The 16,369-nt window shown below is 74.0% G+C and carries 16 protein-coding genes; 6 read left to right on the top strand and 10 right to left on the bottom strand.

Features of this window, described 5'->3' with window-relative positions; all coding sequences use genetic code 11:
- Positions 1–93 precede the first annotated feature (93 nt).
- Both ACFXGN_RS00185 and ACFXGN_RS00180 read left to right on the top strand, forming a co-directional pair.
- The gene (locus ACFXGN_RS00185; RefSeq protein ID WP_384851402.1) at positions 94–804 is read left to right on the top strand and encodes a hypothetical protein; all 711 of its coding nucleotides are present in this window, start codon (positions 94–96) and stop codon (positions 802–804) included.
- 138 nt (positions 805–942) lie between these two features.
- Positions 943–1,626, top strand: a complete 684-nt coding sequence (locus tag ACFXGN_RS00180) for a sigma-70 family RNA polymerase sigma factor (protein WP_384851401.1) — start codon at positions 943–945, stop codon at positions 1,624–1,626.
- A 403-nt stretch (positions 1,627–2,029) separates the two neighbouring features.
- On the opposite strand, the gene tatA (ACFXGN_RS00175) is transcribed toward ACFXGN_RS00180, so the two are convergent.
- From tatA (ACFXGN_RS00175) to tatA (ACFXGN_RS00165), 3 genes are all read right to left on the bottom strand, one after another.
- Positions 2,030–2,263, bottom strand: a complete 234-nt coding sequence (tatA, locus tag ACFXGN_RS00175) for a Sec-independent protein translocase subunit TatA (protein ID WP_384851400.1) — start codon at positions 2,261–2,263, stop codon at positions 2,030–2,032.
- A 227-nt stretch (positions 2,264–2,490) separates the two neighbouring features.
- Entirely contained in the window at positions 2,491–3,066 is a 576-nt protein-coding gene (locus ACFXGN_RS00170; RefSeq protein WP_384851399.1) for a TerD family protein, read from the bottom strand.
- A 124-nt stretch (positions 3,067–3,190) separates the two neighbouring features.
- Positions 3,191–3,415 (bottom strand): Sec-independent protein translocase subunit TatA, encoded by a 225-nt coding sequence (gene tatA / locus ACFXGN_RS00165; protein WP_384851398.1) that lies wholly within the window; start codon positions 3,413–3,415, stop codon positions 3,191–3,193.
- A gap of 179 nt (positions 3,416–3,594) precedes the next feature.
- Between tatA (ACFXGN_RS00165) and ACFXGN_RS00160 the strand changes: the two genes are divergently transcribed.
- Complete coding sequence (locus ACFXGN_RS00160) at positions 3,595–3,825, top strand: hypothetical protein (protein ID WP_351780549.1); 231 nt, start codon at positions 3,595–3,597, stop codon at positions 3,823–3,825.
- Positions 3,826–3,999: 174 nt separating this feature from the next.
- Positions 4,000–5,487 carry an LCP family protein gene (locus ACFXGN_RS00155; RefSeq protein ID WP_384851397.1) on the top strand — a complete coding sequence of 496 codons (1,488 nt, stop codon included), beginning with the start codon at positions 4,000–4,002 and terminating at the stop codon, positions 5,485–5,487.
- Positions 5,488–5,545: 58 nt separating this feature from the next.
- Here ACFXGN_RS00155 and mgtA read toward each other — a convergent pair whose 3' ends face one another.
- From mgtA to ACFXGN_RS00130, 5 genes are all read right to left on the bottom strand, one after another.
- Positions 5,546–8,173 carry a magnesium-translocating P-type ATPase gene (gene mgtA, locus ACFXGN_RS00150; RefSeq protein ID WP_384851396.1) on the bottom strand — a complete coding sequence of 876 codons (2,628 nt, stop codon included), beginning with the start codon at positions 8,171–8,173 and terminating at the stop codon, positions 5,546–5,548.
- Positions 8,166–8,516 carry a metalloregulator ArsR/SmtB family transcription factor gene (locus tag ACFXGN_RS00145; protein ID WP_366445005.1) on the bottom strand — a complete coding sequence of 117 codons (351 nt, stop codon included), beginning with the start codon at positions 8,514–8,516 and terminating at the stop codon, positions 8,166–8,168. Before ACFXGN_RS00145 ends, mgtA begins: the two co-directional genes overlap by 8 nt.
- A gap of 161 nt (positions 8,517–8,677) precedes the next feature.
- The gene (locus ACFXGN_RS00140) at positions 8,678–10,573 is read right to left on the bottom strand and encodes a potassium transporter TrkA (protein ID WP_384851395.1); all 1,896 of its coding nucleotides are present in this window, start codon (positions 10,571–10,573) and stop codon (positions 8,678–8,680) included.
- 64 nt (positions 10,574–10,637) lie between these two features.
- Positions 10,638–10,901 (bottom strand): GlsB/YeaQ/YmgE family stress response membrane protein, encoded by a 264-nt coding sequence (locus ACFXGN_RS00135; RefSeq protein ID WP_384851394.1) that lies wholly within the window; start codon positions 10,899–10,901, stop codon positions 10,638–10,640.
- 40 nt (positions 10,902–10,941) lie between these two features.
- A complete protein-coding gene (locus tag ACFXGN_RS00130) occupies positions 10,942–11,397 on the bottom strand; it encodes a tellurite resistance TerB family protein (protein ID WP_384851393.1) in 456 nt (151 codons plus the stop codon).
- Between the two features lie 1,008 nt (positions 11,398–12,405).
- On the opposite strand from ACFXGN_RS00130, the gene ACFXGN_RS00125 reads away from it, so the two are divergent.
- The gene (locus ACFXGN_RS00125) at positions 12,406–13,722 is read left to right on the top strand and encodes a hemolysin family protein (protein ID WP_384851392.1); all 1,317 of its coding nucleotides are present in this window, start codon (positions 12,406–12,408) and stop codon (positions 13,720–13,722) included.
- Entirely contained in the window at positions 13,719–14,738 is a 1,020-nt protein-coding gene (locus tag ACFXGN_RS00120) for a hemolysin family protein (RefSeq protein WP_384851391.1), read from the top strand. The genes ACFXGN_RS00125 and ACFXGN_RS00120 overlap by 4 nt, the downstream gene beginning before the upstream one ends.
- A 57-nt stretch (positions 14,739–14,795) precedes the next feature.
- Here the strand turns inward: ACFXGN_RS00120 and ACFXGN_RS00115 are convergent, their stop codons facing one another.
- Both ACFXGN_RS00115 and ACFXGN_RS00110 read right to left on the bottom strand, forming a co-directional pair.
- Positions 14,796–15,227, bottom strand: a complete 432-nt coding sequence (locus ACFXGN_RS00115; protein WP_384851390.1) for a DUF4240 domain-containing protein — start codon at positions 15,225–15,227, stop codon at positions 14,796–14,798.
- A gap of 170 nt (positions 15,228–15,397) precedes the next feature.
- Positions 15,398–16,369 (bottom strand): LysR substrate-binding domain-containing protein, encoded by a 972-nt coding sequence (locus tag ACFXGN_RS00110; RefSeq protein WP_384851389.1) that lies wholly within the window; start codon positions 16,367–16,369, stop codon positions 15,398–15,400.

Genomic DNA, 16,369 nt, shown 5'->3' with positions numbered 1-16,369 from the left:
CGTACTCATGTGTCGACGGGTCCCAGGGCGCCCCCGGCACGGTCGTCACCGTCCTCATGCCTCCGGGGGAAGGGGTGCAAGGATGGGCGCGCCATGACACCAGGCCGATGTGCGCGAGGGGTGCGGGCCGCGGCCTTCGCGGCCGTCTGTGTGCTGCTCGCGGCCACCGGCCACGTCCTGATGTCGGCGCGGGCCCTGCCCGGTCCGGTCCTGGCCCTCGCCCTCGCGGGCACCTGGGCCGTCGCCTGGGCCCTCTCGGGCCGTGAACGCGGCCTCGTGGCCGTCACGGTGACGAGCATGGCCGTCCAGAGCGCGCTGCACACGGTGTTCGGCTGGTCCCAGTCGGCCGGGTCACCGGCCACCGGCGCCCCCGCCACGACGATGACCTCCCTGGTGCGCGGGGCCGTCTCCCACGGGACGGCGGAACCCGGCGGCCCCGCGCACGCCGCCATGGACCACGGAGCCGTCTCCCGGGTCGGCGCGGCGCTCGACGGGATGCCCGCGGCGCACGACATGACAGACATGGGCTCGTCCTTCGGGATGTTCTCGGCGCACCTCCTCGCCGCGTTCCTGAGCGGGGTGTGGATGGCGTACGGCGAACGGGCCGTGTTCCGTCTGCTGCGGGCCGTGCCGCTGGGCCTGTTCCGGCCCCTGCGGCTGCTGATCACGGCCTTCGCCCCCGTGACGCCGGACCGGCCCCGGCCCCGTGCCGCGCGCGCCGGTGACGAACGCGCGCCCCGGCGGCTCCTGCTCGCCCACTGCGTCGTCTCCCGGGGACCTCCACGGGTGCCCGCTGTCCTCTGACAGCCGGATCCCCGGGTCCGACGGCTTCCCGCGCCGTCGCCCGGGCATCGGTCCTGCCGTCCCGGCAGGCCGTACCCGTCACCGGTGCCGCCCCTCGCGCGCCACCGGATTCCCCTTGCCCCGTAAGGACTTGTGGCGATGACTCCTGTCCACGACACCTCCCGCCCGGGACCGGCGCGACCGGCCCGGCTCCCGCACACCGCCGACGGCGACGCGGCGACGACCCGGCTCGCGCTCGCCGCCCGGGACGGCGACCCGGCCAAGACCGATCTCTTCGTACGGGCCCTGCACCGTGACGTCTGGCGGTACGTGGCCCATCTCAGCGCCGACCGGCAGGCCGCCGACGACCTCACCCAGGAGGTCTTCCTGCGCGCCCTCGCCTCGCTCCCCCGCTTCCAGGGGCGCTCGTCCGCCCGCACCTGGCTGCTGTCGATAGCCCGCAGGACGGTGGTGGACAGCCTGCGGCACGCGGCTGCCCGGCCCCGGCTCTGCGACCGCGAGGACTGGCAGAAGGAGGTCGAACAGACGCAGCCCCGGGGGCTGCCCGGCTTCGAGGACGGTGTCGCCCTCGCCGAGCTGCTCGCCGCGCTCGCGCCGGAGCGCAAGGACGCCTTCGTCCTGACCCAGATGCTGGGCCTGCCCTACGCCGAGGCGGCCGAGACCATCGGCTGTCCGGTCGGCACGGTCCGCTCGCGCGTCGCGCGGGCCCGTGCCTCGCTGATCGCCCTGCTGAACGGGGAGGAGGACCCCGGTCCGCCGTCCGCCCCGGGCGGCGGAGCACCGGCGCGCGGGAGGTCCACGAGGGCCCCCGTCCTCGCCTGATCCGGGAGGCGGGCCCGTTTCTCGGGCCCGCCTCCCTTTTCGCGGGAACCGGACGGGCCCGCCGTCCGACCACCTCGGGAGCGCGCCCGGTCAGTCGGCGCGGATCGTCACCGCACCCGAAGGGACGACCGATGGACGCACCACGAGAACCCTCGCGGGGTCCCACGCCCCGGTGTGCCGTGTGGGGATTCCTTCTGCTGCTGGCCCTGGTCTTCGGGGGCTCGTACGCGCTCGGCGCCGCCGTGGGACCGCTGGGACCCGTCGTGGGGCCGTTGGGCCCCGGTCCCCCGCCGTCCTCCCACGGTGGCGGGGACGGCCGTGAGCCGCGCGGGACCCATGACGCGGGGAGCACCCATGACGCGGGGGAGCATCGGTGACATGGGGGGAGCACCGGTGACGGCGCTCAGGCGCGGGGGGCCTCCCCGTCCCGGGGCGGGGCCGGGCTCCAGGTGGCGTCGCCGGGGGCGGCCCGTACGACGCGCGGGGGTGCCTGTTCCTCGGACTTCATGGCCCTGGCCTCGCTCTTCAGGATGCGGGCCGACTTGCCCAGGGAGCGGGCGAGTTCGGGAAGTTTCCTGGCGCCGAACACCAGCACGACGACGATGAGCAGGATGGCGAGTTCGCTGATGCCGAACATGCGTGGACGTCTTCTCCCCGGTAGCGGGTGGCGGGTGGGTCGGAGGTGACCGGCGAGCGCCGGGCGTGCCGCGATCACTGCGGCGATCACTGCGGCGATCACTGCGGCGATCAGCCAGAATCTACAGCACTGTAGAAACACGGGACAGGGGTCCCCGCACCTCACCCCGGACGCCCCGCGCCGCCCTCGTCGCCCCCGAGAGGACGCGGGGCGGCGCGGAGGGGGTGTCAGACGTTGACGCCGAAGTCCATGGCGATGCCGCGCAGCCCGGAGGCGTAACCCTGGCCCACGGCCCGGAACTTCCACTCCGCCCCGTGGCGGTACAGCTCGCCGAAGACCATCGCGGTCTCGGTGGAGGCGTCCTCGGACAGGTCGTAGCGGGCGATCTCCTGGCCGTTCGCCTGGTTGACGACGCGGATGAACGCGTTGCGGACCTGACCGAAGCTCTGGCCCCGGTTCTCGGCGTCGTGGATGGAGACCGGGAAGACCACCTTGGCGATGTCGGCGGGCACGCCCGCGAGGTTCACCTTGATCGACTCGTCGTCGCCGTCGCCCTCGCCGGTGAGGTTGTCCCCGGTGTGCTCGACCGAACCGTCCGGGCTGGTGAGGTTGTTGTAGAAGACGAAGTGCCCGTCCGAGACGACCTTGCCGGAGGCGTCGCACAACAGGGCGGACGCGTCCAGGTCATAGGCGGCGCCGGTGGTGGTGCGTACGTCCCAGCCCAGTCCCACCAGAACGGCGGTCAGTCCGGGGGCCTCCTTGCTGAGGGACACGTTGCCGCCCTTGGCCAGGGAAACTCCCACTTTTCTTCCTCACTGTCGTGTCGGTGCCGTACATCCGGCCTCTCACCTTGAGGAACGCCGAGGCCATCGCCCCAGTTCCCTCATTTGCGCAATAACTGAAACGTCGAGGGCGCCCGGCCCGGCGCTACCGCGAGGCGGCGCGGCCGTCCTCGCCGGACCCGGGAGGAGGCGTCGGCGCGGCGGCGGACTCCGCGCCGTCCTCGCGCAGGGCGCGCGTCTCGCTCTTGAGGATGCGCAGCGACCTGCCCAGGGACCTCGCCGCGTCCGGCAGCCGCTTCGATCCGAAGAGCACGATGAACGCGATCGCCACGAGCAGCAGGTGCCACGGTTCCAGTGCGTTGCGGAGCACTCGGCCACGCCCCCTCTTGTCGGCTCCAGGTGCGCTCCGCCCGGTCCGACCGGATGGAACGCTTGCTACATTGCGCAACTGTATAACCGGAAGGAGCGAGATGTGCCCCTCGCCCGGGTGGCCCACGCGTGACGGACCTCACGACACTTCTGGGGTTGCGCAAGCTTTAAAGTCTCCCCATGGGGACGAGTGACATGAAGGACCGGCGGAACGCGGTACTCCTCGGCGGTCCCGCGGACGGGGTGGGCGTGACGGTGACCGGCCGCCCACCGGTACTGCAGGTGACCTATCCGTGCGCGGCCGAGGGAGCGGGTGCCGGGGTCCGGATCGAGGCGCTCCACGTCTACCGGCTGGACGGGGACACCGACGACGGACGGCTGCGGTACGGGTACGACCCGGCGAGTCCGTGACCGCGTGACCGCCCGGCCGGTGTTCCCGCACCGGCCGGTCCTCGCGGTGCCTCCGGCCGGGGCGCGACGGGGTGTCCGGCCGGGCGCGCCGTCTTGCGGGCTTGCGCAGTCGTGCAACCCCGGGGGCCCGTCCACCGTCCCCTCATACGGGCCGCGACGAATGAGGGCACACAGATGACAGGCGGAAAGCGCAGCACGCACGGGCGCCGGTCCACGGCGCCGCAAGGGCGCCGGGGGCGCGGTCGGGGCGGACGCCTCCTCATGGCCGCGCTGGCCGTGCTCGTCCTGGCGACGGCGGGCATGGGCTGGGCGTATCTCAGGCTCAGCGGCGACATCGACACCTTCGGCGCGGACGGTCTCTCCGACAACCGTCCGGCCGCTTCGAGCAGGGGGCAGAACGTCCTGGTCATCGGCTCGGACGCGCGCACCGACGGGAACAGCGACCTCGGCGGCGGGGACAGCCACGACATCGGCCGCTCCGACACGGCCTTCCTCCTGCACGTGTACGCGGACCGCCGGCACGCCGTCGCCGTCTCCTTCCCCCGCGACACCCTGGTGGACATCCCGTCCTGCCGGCTGCCCGACGGCCGGTGGACCCGGCCGGTCGGCGGCGCCATGTTCAACTCGGCGTTCAGCGTGGGCCAGACCGCCAAGGGGAACCCGGCGTGCACCCAGAACACCGTGGAGAAGCTGACCGGGCTGCGCGTGGACCACACCGTCGTGGTGGACTTCAAGGGCTTCGCCGCGCTGACGGACGTCGTCGACGGCGTACGGGTGTGCCTGCCCGGCGACGTGTACCAGAAGGACCTCGACCCGAAGCGCGCGACCCGGGGCGAGCTGCTCTTCCCCAAGGGGGAACAGACCGTCGCCGGACAGCGGGCCCTGGACTACGTACGGCTGCGCCACGGCATCGGCGACGGCTCCGACATCGGGCGCATCAAGCGCCAGCAGGCGTTCGTGGCCAGCCTCCTCAAGAAGGTGAAGAGCGAGGGGTTCACCCCGACCCGGCTGCTGCCGCTCGCGGACGCGGCGACCAAGTCCCTGACGGTGGACCCCGGCCTCGGGTCGGCCGACAAGCTGATCTCGTTCGCGATGTCCCTGAAGGACGTCGATCTGCACAACACGAAGTTCGTCACGCTCCCCTGGCGCTACCAGGGGGCGCGCGTGGCGATCGTGGAGCCCGAGGCGGACGCGCTGTGGGCCGCCCTGAAGGCGGACCGCACCCTCGACGGGGAGAACGCCGACGGCGGGAGCGGCGCGAGCGCGTCGACGCCCGCGGCGTCGCCCCCGCCCGTCTCCGGGGAGGGCATCGCCGTCGCCGTCCACAACGGCACCCGGGTCCGGGGGCTGGCCGCGCGGGCGGCCGAGACCCTGAGGTCCGAGGGGTTCACCGTCACCGGTACGGCCACGGCCGCCGCCCAGGACCACCTGGGCACCGTCATCGAGTACGGCCCCGGCCAGAAGGAGAAGGCCGCGACGGTCGCCCGGTTCTTCGCCGCCGCCGAACTGCGCCCGGTCGGCACGGCGGGCATCGACGTCGTCCTCGGACGGTCCTACGCGGACAACCCCTCGGCCTCCCCCACCGGAACGCCCGCGACCGTGCCCACCCGGGACACCCGCTCCGCCGACGACGACCCCTGCTCGAACCTCTCGTACGGCTGAGCCGCCCGCAGGACCGGGGACGGCGTACGGGACGGCGGGAGCACGGCCCCCGGGACGGCTACCGCGCCCGCGTGTCCCCGGGCGCGTCGAGCCGCCGGTCGTAGCGGGCCCTCGCCACCCGCAGCGCCACCGCGTACAGCGCGAGGACGGCGGCGAGGAGCCCGTAGTACAGCGGGGGCAGCGGTGCCATGTCGAGCGTCGGTCCGAGCGGGGACAGCGGCAGCAGGACGCCGATCGCCGCGAGGGCCCCGGCGGCGTACCGGATCGGGCCCGGTGTGCCGCCGCCCCGGGTGCTGCGCAGCAGGACCATGACCAGGGCCTGGGTGAGCAGGTTCTCGGTGAACCAGCCCGCGTGGAAGGAGCCCTCGACGTCGGCGGAGGCCCGGGTGGTGGCCAGGAGCACCCCGAAGGTGGCCAGGTCGGCGACCGCGTTGAGCAGCCCGAAACCACTGATGAACCGCAGGAAGCCGCGCGGCCTGAGCCGGGTCGGGGCCTTGAGGGCGGCCGGGGCGGGCCGGTCGTGGGCGAAGGCGAGCTGGGCGGCGTCGAAGCACAGGTTCTGCGCCAGGACCTGGGCGGGGAGCATCGGCAGGAACGGCAGCAGGAGCGCGGCGGCGAGCATGGCGATGACGTTGCCGAGGTTCGAGGACAGGGTGATGTGCAGATAGGTGGCGATGTTCCCGCCGCTGTGCCGTCCGACGGCGATGGCGTGGTTCACCGCCGTGAGGTCCTTCTCGGCCAGGACGACGTCCGCGGTGTCCCGGACGACGGCGACCGCGCCCTTGGGACAGAGGCCCACGTCGGCCGCGCGCAGGGCCGGTACGTCGTTGACGCCGTCGCCGAGGAACCCGGTGACGTGCCCTTCGGCCCGCAGGGCCGCGACGATCCGGGCCTTGTGCTCGGGGGCGCAGCGCGCGAAGACGACGGTGCCCCGGGCGGCCTCGGCGAGCGCGGTGTCGTCCAGCCGGTCGACGTCCTCGGCGGTGAGGACCCGGCCGGGGGCGAGTCCCAGTTCGCGGCAGGTGTGGACGGCGGTGCCCGGGTGGTCGCCGGTCAGGATGCGGACGCTCACGCCCCGGTCGGCGAGGCTGTCGAGGGCGCCCGCGGCGGTGGGGGTGAGGGCGTCGTGCAGGACGACGAACCCGAGGAAGTCGAGTCCGCGTTCGTCGGCGGGCGTGTACGCGCGGTCGCGGGCCGGGCGCTCGGCGACGGCCACGGCGAGGAGGCGGGCGCCGGTGTCCGCCTCGCGCGCGGCCAGGGCGAGGAGGCGCCGCCGCTCGGCTTCGTCGAGGGCGCTGCGCTCCAGGACGTTCTCGACGGCGCCCTTGACGACCAGGGTGTGGACGCCGAGGCGGCCCGGCCGTCGTACGACGGCGGTCGACAGTCGGCGCACCGGGTCGAAGGGCAGGGCCGTCACCCCGTCGCAGTCGGGCAGCTCGTCCTCGCCGGTCCGGTCGAGGAGTGCCTCGTCGAGGGCGTCGGGGGTGGGCAGTTCGGCGAGCTGGAGCGTCCACCAGGCGTTGGCGGCGGCCCAGCGCAGCACCTCGGGGTCGTCCTGGCCGTGGGCGTCCACGGAGCGGGCGACGACGGGCCGGTCCTGGGTGAGGGTGCCGGTCTTGTCCAGGCAGAGGACGTCGACGGCGCCGAGGTCGTGGAGCGCGGGCAGCCGGGTGACGATCACCTTGTGGGCGCGGGCGAGCCGGGCGGCCCCCCGGGCGAGGACGGTCGTGACGACGACCGGCAGCATCTCGGGGGTGAGGCCGACCGCCACGGCGACGGCGAAGGGGAGCGTCTCCAGGCCCTTCCCGTGCAGCGCGGCGCCCGCCATGAGGACCAGCGGCGGGGTCAGCAGCATGAAGCGGATCAGGGTCCACGAGATGCCGTGGACCGCCTGGTCGAAGGCGCTCTCGCCGCGCGGTCCTGCGGGCCGGTGGGCGGAGGCGAAGCGGGTGCGGGCCCCGGTGGCGACGACCACGGCGGTGGCGCTGCCGTAGGCCACGCTGCTGCCGAGGAAGCACAGGTGGGGCTCGGTCCCGGGGCCGGGTCCCCCGGGGGCCGCCGGGCCGTCGGGGGGACGTTTCTCGACGGGCGCGGACTCGCCGGTGAGGGCCGCCTCGTGCACGCGCAGCCCGGCGGCCCGCAGCAGCCGTACGTCGGCGGGGACGAGGTCTCCGGGGCCCAGCCGGACCACATCGCCGGGGACGAGTTCGGTGGCGGGTATCTCCCGGGGCCGGGCGGCCGGGGCGCCGGGGGCCGGGCGGCGCAGTACGGTCGCGGTGGAGGCCACGGACTCCCGCAGCGCCGCCATGGAGCGGTCGGCGCGGTGCTCGCCCGAGGAGCGCAGCAGACAGCTGACGACGACGAGGAAGAGGATGACGCCGCCGGTGCCCCAGGCGGCGACGACCACGGAGACGAGTCCGAGGCAGAGCAGGACCGTGGTGAAGGGGTCGCGGAGGCTGCGCAGGAAGCGCCGGGACCAGGGGACCGGCCGCCGGGCGGGCAGGAGGTTCTCGCCGTGCCGGGCCAGTCGCCGTTCGGCCTCGGTGTCCGTCAGGCCGCGCGGTCCGCTGTCGAGGGCCCGCAGCACCTGGAGCGCGGTGGGCGGGCCGGGGGTCTCCGGGGCGGCCGGGGCACGGCTGTCGCCGGTGTCCGGGGCGCGCGGGCCCGGGGCGGTCGTCTCAGGCACCGGTGCCGATGCGTCGGAGGGGCGCCGGGTTCCGGGCGGTGAGCTGGCCGACCATCACCCGGACCACGGTCACCACCTCGGGGTCGTCGACCAGGTAGACCTGCCGTCGCCCCTCGCGCCGCGAGCGGACCAGACCGGCCAGTTTCAGCTTGGTCAGGTGCTGGCTGACGGCGGGGAGCGCGCCGCCGACGCGCTCGGCGAGCCCGGTCACGTCGCTCTCGCCCTGGGCGAGGGCCCAGACGATGTGCAGCCGGGAGGGCGAGGAGAGCAGCCCGAAGGCCGCCGCCGCCTCGGCGAGGACCTCCGCGGGAGGGTCCGTGAAATCTCCCGCGTCTGCCGCCACCGTCGCTCTCCCTTTCCGCGTACGCCCGAAGGCCTCCCAGTCTAGGTCGTCTCCCGGGGAGTCCCGCCGGGTCGGGGCCGCGCCCGGTCCGGAAGGGCCGGAAGGGGCGGCCGGGGCCCGGGGGCGCGGCGCCCCGGGCCCGTCGGGCGCGGTGCCGCCGGTCAGCGCCGTGGGCCGTGCCCCTCGCCCTCGGCGAGGACGACGACCGCGTCCTGGGGGCCGAGGGTCAGGGGGGTGTCCTTCGACGGGTTGAGGAAGACGCCGTAGCCGGGGGGCGTCTCGCCGTGCCGGGCGAGCCGGTAGCCGATCGCCGTCTCGCCCTCGCGCCGGGCGGCTTCGACGACGGTGGCGAAGTTGGCCCCGGCGCCGGGGACGATGTAGTCGGTGGCGGGTTTGAGGTAGATCTCCGAGCCCTCCGGGTCGAAGAGGTCGATGAAGACGTCGTACAGCTCGCGGTTCTCGGTGAGCTGGGTGAGCAGCAGGCTGATGACCTTGGTGCTGACGATGAAGTCGTCGGCCTTGGTGACCTGGGCGACCTCGCGGTTGGCGTCGTCGTTCATCTCGGTGACGATCGAGTAGGGGTCGCCGAGGCGTTCCTCGATGTCCCGCAGGTGGAGCAGGGTCACCAGGGTCCGGTCGTCGGCGGGCCCGGGGGCGAAGGTGTCGTCGGAGAGGACCACGATGTGCTGGTAGCCACCGAGGTCGAGGGCTTCGAGGGACGCCCTGCGGGTCGGCTCGCAGTGCTTGAACCCGACGGTGAGGTGGGCGACGGGCTGGGCCAGGGCGGCGTCCGGCCTCCGGGGCGCGGCGATGTCGAGGGTCGAGCCGGGCCGTACGAAGCTGTCGAGCAGGGTGACGAGCTTGGTGGTGCGGGAGTTCTCGCCGATGAGCAGGGTGCGGTCGAGCCGGGGCGTTCGGGCGGGCGCGGAGGTGATGGCCGCTTCGACGATCCGGGGCGGGGTCCTGGCCGTCCTGATGAGCAGGTCGTCCTCGGCGATCACGAGGAGCTGGTCGCCGGGTCGGATGACCGTGTCCATGGCGGGGTTGACCAGGACCCGGCCGTCGCTCCCGCGCAGCCCGGCCGGTGCGCCGGTCTCGAAGGCGTGGAGGGCCGCCCCGTAGGTGGTGCCCACGAGGGCGGGTTCCTCGCGCAGGTAGAACTCGTTGCCGACGAAGCTGAGCAGTTCGTCGAAGACGCCGGAGAGGCCGGTCTGCCGGTGGGCCTGGGCCATCAGGCGTACGGCGATGTCCTCGGCGTCGATCACGAGGGCGCCGTCCCCGGCGGCGAGGCGGGCGGCGGCGAGGTTGTCCGAATCGTGCACGGCGGCCACGATGTGGGGCCGGGGGCCCTGCCAGGTGCGGCTGTTGAGGAGCAGCAGGACCTTGATGACGTCCACGTCCCGGTCGTCGCCGACCGGGGGCAGCACCATGACCGATTTCGCCGTGTCGGGACTGACCAGTTCCAGGTCGGCCCGTATCAGGGGGTTGCCGGAGCGGCAGACGACCCGAGTGCGGCCCATGTCGGGGACGCGGGTGCGGATCGCGTCCTCCATGGCGACCTTGTCGCGGTCGGCGAGAACGACGACGCAGGAGCGGCGTTCGCTCTGGTTCGCCTCGACGAGTTCGGCGATCACCGTGAAGACCTGGTCCGACCAGCCGAGGACGATGGTGTGGTCACGTTCCATCAGCCGGGAGCGGCCCTTGCGCAGTTCCTGGATCTTCTGGTTCAGGCCGGTGGTGAGGACACCGATGAGGGCGCTGACGATGAAGATGCCGCCGATCGTCACCGCCAGCATCAGGCCGAGGAACACCGGGCCTCCGGTGTCCCCGCCCATGGTGCCGGGGTCGAGGGTGCGCAGCAGGCTCATCCAGGCCACCCCGGGCCAGCCGCCGTTGTCCTCGGCGTCGGTGTCGGTGAAGACGACGACCAGGGTGGAGGCGGCCACGATCAGCAGCACCGAGGCCAGTGCCAGCCAGCTGATCAGGGCCGGTGTGCCCCGGTCCATCGTTCCGTCGAACCAGTACCGGAACCGGGTCCGTAACCTGCCGTGCTTCACCGAAGACTCCCCCGTCGTCCGTGCCGTCCGTGCCGTCCGTGCCGTCCCGTCGTGCGCCCGTCGGTCAGGCGCGGGCCCTGAGGCGTTCGAGCGCGGCGACGCCGACCGCCGCCAGGGCGATCTGGATCAGCCATTCGATCCAGTCGACGCCCCTGGTGTCGGCCACGCCCAGGGCGGCGGCGACGGCGGTGCCGACGAAGGCGGCGGCGATGCCGACCGCGATCGTCCACAGCACCCCGATCCGCTGCCGTCCCGGGAGGACCAGTCGGCCCAGGGTTCCGATGACGACGCCGATCACGATCGCACTGATGATGCCGGAGATCTCCATGCCGTTGCTTCCCTTTCCGTGGGCGGGGTGGGTCTGGGTCTCAGAGGTCGAATTCGTGCGGGGGGAGGCCGAGGGCGTAGCAGGCTTCGCGGACGGCTGCTTGTTCGGTCTTGTCGAAGTGGCCGTCGGCGCCGCCGATGACGATGCCGATCTGGATGACGGCGCGGGCTTCGGCGGGCTTCTTCTTCGCCTTGGCGATCTCCTGGAGGACGCCGACCCGGCCGAAGTCGAAGTCGGCGGCGAGGGTGTCGAGGTGGGCGTCGAAGCGGCGCCGGAGGTCGGCCGCGTCGAAGTTCCGCAGGACCTCGTTGGCCGCGATGAGCTGGGCGACCCGCTGGCGCTCGGCGGGGTCGACGGTGCCGTCGGCGGCGGCGACCAGCGCGCACATGGCCATCGAGGCGTCCCGGAAGGCACCGGACCGCAGATCGTTCTTCTTCGCCGTCAACTGGGTCTGCATCGTCGATGCGGACTCCCTGACGCGGTCCCACAGGGCCATGAACACTCCAGACGTCGGGACGGTCCGGTGCCGGGGCGGCGCCGGACCATCAGATCTTCTACAGGAGTGTAGAACGTCGTGGGATGGGTGATCGTTCCCGTACGGCTCCACGGGGTGGTTCCGGCGCGGGGGCCGGGGGCGGGGCGGGGCTGGGGGCGGGGGCCGGGAGCCGGGCCGGGGGTCGGGGGCGGGGGCGGGCCGGGGCCGGGGGCGGGCCGGGGCCCAGACGCGGCCGGGACCGGGCGGAGGCCAGTGCGCGGGCCGGGACCGGGCCGGGGCCCAGCACGCGGACCGGACCGGACCGAGTCGGGTCGGACCGAGTCGGGTCGGGTCGGGTCGGGTCGGGTCGGGCCAGGCCAGGCCGTGCCCCGGCCGGTGCCGGGCCGCATGGAGGGAAGACCGGGCGCCTCTCGATGTCCGATCACCTTTCCTTTACAGTGATGTAGAAATCCGCGTGCCCGTCCGGCCGCCGATTCCGCCCGAGGACGACCGAGGAGTGAGCGACCCGCACATGGGTGAGCCTCCGAGTACCAGCCGTGCCGCCCCCTGCCCCGGCCCCTTCGCACCGGGAGGCGCGCGCGGCACGACGGCCGACGTACGACCCGGCGCGGACGCCGAGCGGCACGGCGGACACGACCGACACGGCCGAGGACGACGGTCCGGCGCGGCAGGACGATCCGGCCGGGCGCCGGGTTCCCGCCGTGGACCGCGTGCCGCCCGGGACCCACGATCCGGCCCGGGGCCAGGCCCCCGCCCGGGAACACGATCCGGCCCGAGGCCGGCATCCGGCCCCGGAACACGATCCGTCCCGAGACCGGCGTCCCGCACCGGAACACGATCCGGCCGAGGCCGCCCGCGTCCGTTCCTCCACACGCTCCGCGTTCCCCCCGACGCCCGGCGCGCCCCCACGGGTGCCCGTCGGCGCCCCGTACCCCGCACCGCCCCCCGAAGGAGTCCCTTCTTGTCCGCCAGTCCGACCCGCCCCCGCGTGATGAGGTGCGGCAGCCGATGAACGCCGCTCTCGGCCTCCTGGCCGTTCTCGTACTGACCGCAGGAACCGGCTACTTCGTCGCCCAGGAATTCGCCTACGTGGCCGCCGACCGCCTCGCGCTCGCCCGGGAGGCGGAGGCGGGCGACAAGCGGGCGGCCCGCGCGCTCACGGTCCTGGGACGGCTCTCGTTCATGCTCTCCGGCGCCCAGCTCGGCATCACCGTCACGGGGCTGGTCGTCGGCTTCCTGGCCGAGCCGTCCGTCTCGGCGCTCCTGAAGCCCGTACTGGAGGGGGCGGGGCTCCCGGACGGCGCCGTCTCCGCGATCTCCGTCGTCCTCGCCTTCGTCTTCGCGACCGTCCTGCAGATGGTCCTCGGCGAGCTGGCGCCGAAGAACCTGGCGCTCGCGGTGCCCGAGCGGCTGGCCAAGTCCCTGGCCTCCTCCACCCTCCTCTACCTGAAGGTCGTCGGGCCGGTCGTCCACGTCTTCGACGGCGCCGCGAACAGGCTGCTGCGCAGGATCGGCATCGAGCCGGTCGAGGAACTGCACCACGGCGCCACCCTGGAGGAGCTCAGCCATCTGATCGGCGAGTCCCACGAGCGGGGCGAACTGCCGCCCGACACCGCCGAGCTGCTCGACCACGCCCTGGAGTTCTCGGAGCGGACCATGGCCGAGGTCATGGTGCCGCGCGCCGACGCCGTCTTCGTCCGCAAGGACGCCACCCTCACCGAAGCCGTCGGCCTGATCGCGGAGCACGGCCACTCGAACTACCCGGTCCTCGGCGACCACCCCGACGACGTCGTGGGGGTCCTCGGCGTCCGCGACCTCGTCCGGGTGCCCGTCGCCCGGTTCGGCGGGCTGACCGCCGGTGCGTCCTGCCGCCCGCCGCTGCTGCTGCCGGACACGCTGCCGCTGCCCCGCGCGGTGGCGCAGATGCGGGAGCGCGACGACGAGTTCGCCGTGGTCCTGGACGAGCACGGCGGCGTCGCCGGGGTCGTCACCTACGAGGACATCGCCGAGGAACTGGTCGGGGACATCGCCGACGAGACCGACACCGTCGTCGCCCTCGCCGTACCGGACGGGGACGGCTGGCGCGTGGACGCCGGGCGCCGCCTGGACGAGGTCGAGGAGGCCACCGGCATCGTCCTGCCCGAGGAGGACGACTACGACACCGTGGCCGGACTGGTCATCGACCGCCTCGGCCGCTTCCCGACGATCGGGGACCGGCTGACCGTCGACGGCGTCCGCATCGAAGTGCTGAGCCTCGACCGCCACGTCCCCGAGCGCGTCCGCGTCGAACGCCTCGCCCCCACCGCCGAGGAGGCCCCGGCATGAGCTTCCCCATGGCTCTCTTCGTCACCGTCCTGCTGCTCATCGGCAGCGGCTTCTTCGTCGCCGCCGAGTTCGCGCTGGTCGCCGCCAGACGGCACCGCGTCGAGAAGGCCGTGGCGGAGGGCAGGCGCGGCGCCAAGGCGGCCCTCGCCGGGATGCGCGAGCTGTCCCTGATGCTCGCGGGCGCCCAGCTCGGCATCACCATCTGCACCCTCGGGCTCGGCTCCCTGTCCAAGCCCGCGATCTCCCACGAGCTGGACCCGCTCCTGGTGAAGCTCGGCCTGCCGACCGCCCTCAGCTACGGGGTGTCGTTCGCCGTCGCCATGATCGTCGTGGTCTTCCTCCACATGGTCGTCGGCGAGATGGCTCCCAAGTCCTGGGCCATCGCCCACCCCGAGCGCTCCGCGATGCTCCTCACCCCGGCCTTCCGGGCCGTCGTGAACGCCGTGCGCCCGCTGCTGTGGCTGCTCAACTCGGTGAGCAACGCGCTCGTCCGGCTCTGCCGCGTACAGCCCCGCGACGAGCTGACCGCCGTCCACAACCGGGAGCAGCTCACCCATCTGGTGGAGGAGTCCGCGCGTCTGGGGCTGATCAACAAGACGGACTCCCAGCTCATCACCCGTTCCCTCACCGAGCCGCAGACCCCGGTCTCCGCGCTCCGCATCCCGGCCGCCGAGATCGTCGCCGTGCCCGCCGACGCGGATCTGGACACGATCCTGGCGTGTGCGGCGGACACCGGCTTCTCCCGGCTGCTCGTACGGGACGGGGAGAGCCTCCTCGGCTCGGTCCACGCCCGTGACGTCCTGGTGGCCGCCGCCCGGGGGCGCCGGGCCGAGGCCCGCGACCTGGTCCGTCCGGTGCCCGAACTCGCCTGGGACACGACGGTGTCGGAGGCGGTCGAGCAGCTCCGGCAGCGCCGTGCCTCCCTCGCCCTGGTGCGGGACGCGGACGGCGGGCTCGCGGGCCTGGTCAGCCTGGACGACCTGCTGGTCCGGCTGATGGGGCCGCAGCCGGTCTGACGCCCTGCGGCCGGGGGGTACGGGCACCCTCGTGGCGCCGGTGCCCCCGGCCCTGGCCTACGCCCCGGCCCAGCCGTCCCTGTGGGAGTACGACTCGTAGCTGTAGCGGGTGGCGCGGTCCCACTCCTCGCCGGTGAGCCGCTCGTACGCCTCGTCCGGCACGGAGAGCAGGGCCTCGGCCCAGACGAGGGCCTCGGCGTACGGGACGAACCGCTCCGGGTCCCGCAGGACGCTCTCGTACTCCTCGCGCCCCGCCGCGACGACCGCCGCACGGGTGTAGAGGAACTGGTCGCCCGACAGGCCGTCGCCGTACTCCCTGCGGTCCAGCCGGTACAGGGCCAGGGAGAGCCGTTCGGCGAAACCGGTCACCTCGGACACCGGCCCCCGGGCGAGCCGGGCCGTCAGGGCGGCGGCGAGTCCGTCGCCCTCGGGGTCGGGGGCGGCGGGTCGGCACTCTTCGATGAGCTGCCAGAAGGCGTTCTCGTCCATGGCGCAGAGCATGGCGCAGGGGTCTGACAGCGGGGCCGGGTCCGGCCGTCGGCCGCGCCCCTCCCGGTCGTCGGCCGCACACCACCTCGGCCCCGCCCCCTCCCAGCCGGGGGCCGCCGCACCGCCTCGGCCCCGCCCTTCCGGTCCGGTGCGCTTCCCCTCCCTCCTACCTACCGGTGGGCCGCTCCCCCGCCCTCCGGCGCGGGTGTCCCGCCGCCCAGGGTCTCGCGGAGCAGGGCCGCCTCCTCCTCCAGATGGCGCAGGAGGGCTTCGAGGGCGGGGGTGCGGGTGCGGTGGGCCGCCTCGGTGATGCCGACCGTGCGGCCCACGGAGGGCAGGTCGACGGGGAGCGGGGCGAGGTGTTCGTCGTCGCGGAGGACCAGTTCGGGCAGCAGCGCCACCATGTCGGTCTGGAGGAGCAGGGCCCGCATGGTCAGGATGGAGGTGCACTCCACCCGGTCGGCGGGGAGCGAGAGCCCCCGGTCGACGAAGAGGGCGCCGATCTCCTGGCGGAGCGCGGTCTGCTCGACCGGCAGGATCCACGGGTAGCCGAGCGCGTCGGTGAGCGCGGTCCCGGATCCGGCCAGGAGCGGGTGGCCCGCGCGGACCGCGAGCCGGATGGGTTCGCGGTAGAGCATCCGGTGCCGCACCTTCTCGCCCTCGCCGGGCGCGGCGCCCACCCGGCCGACGATGACGTCGAGTTCGCCGCCGAGCAGCGCGGGGTGGAGGACGTCCGGGGTGCCCTCGCGGACGACGACGGTGAGCCGTGGGCGTTCCCTCTTGAGCCGGGCGACCGCCCGGGGCAGCAGCACGTTGGCCCCGGCGAGCAGGGTGCCGACGGTGACCGTGCCGTCCTGGCCCTGGCGCAGTCCGGTGAGGTGTTCCTCGGCCCGCCGGACCTCGGCGACGACCGCGCGGGCGTGGCCGACGAGCGCCTCGCCGTAGACGGTGGGCCGCATCCCGCGCGGGACGCGGACGAAGAGCGGGAGGTCGGCGACGGTCTCCAGTTCGCGCAGGGTCCGGGTGGCCGCGGGCTGGGTGAGGTGGAGGGTTTCGGCCGCGCGGACGACGCTGCCGTGTTCGTACACCGCGATGAGGAGGGTCAGGTGCCGGAACTTCAGCCGGCCGTCCAGGAGATCCAT

The organism is Streptomyces sp. NPDC059247 (genome assembly GCF_042754005.1).
In the GTDB taxonomy this organism is placed as follows: domain Bacteria; phylum Actinomycetota; class Actinomycetes; order Streptomycetales; family Streptomycetaceae; genus Streptomyces.
The sequence above is the reverse complement of the archived record's forward strand: the minus strand, read 5'-3'. Positions and strand labels throughout refer to the sequence as shown.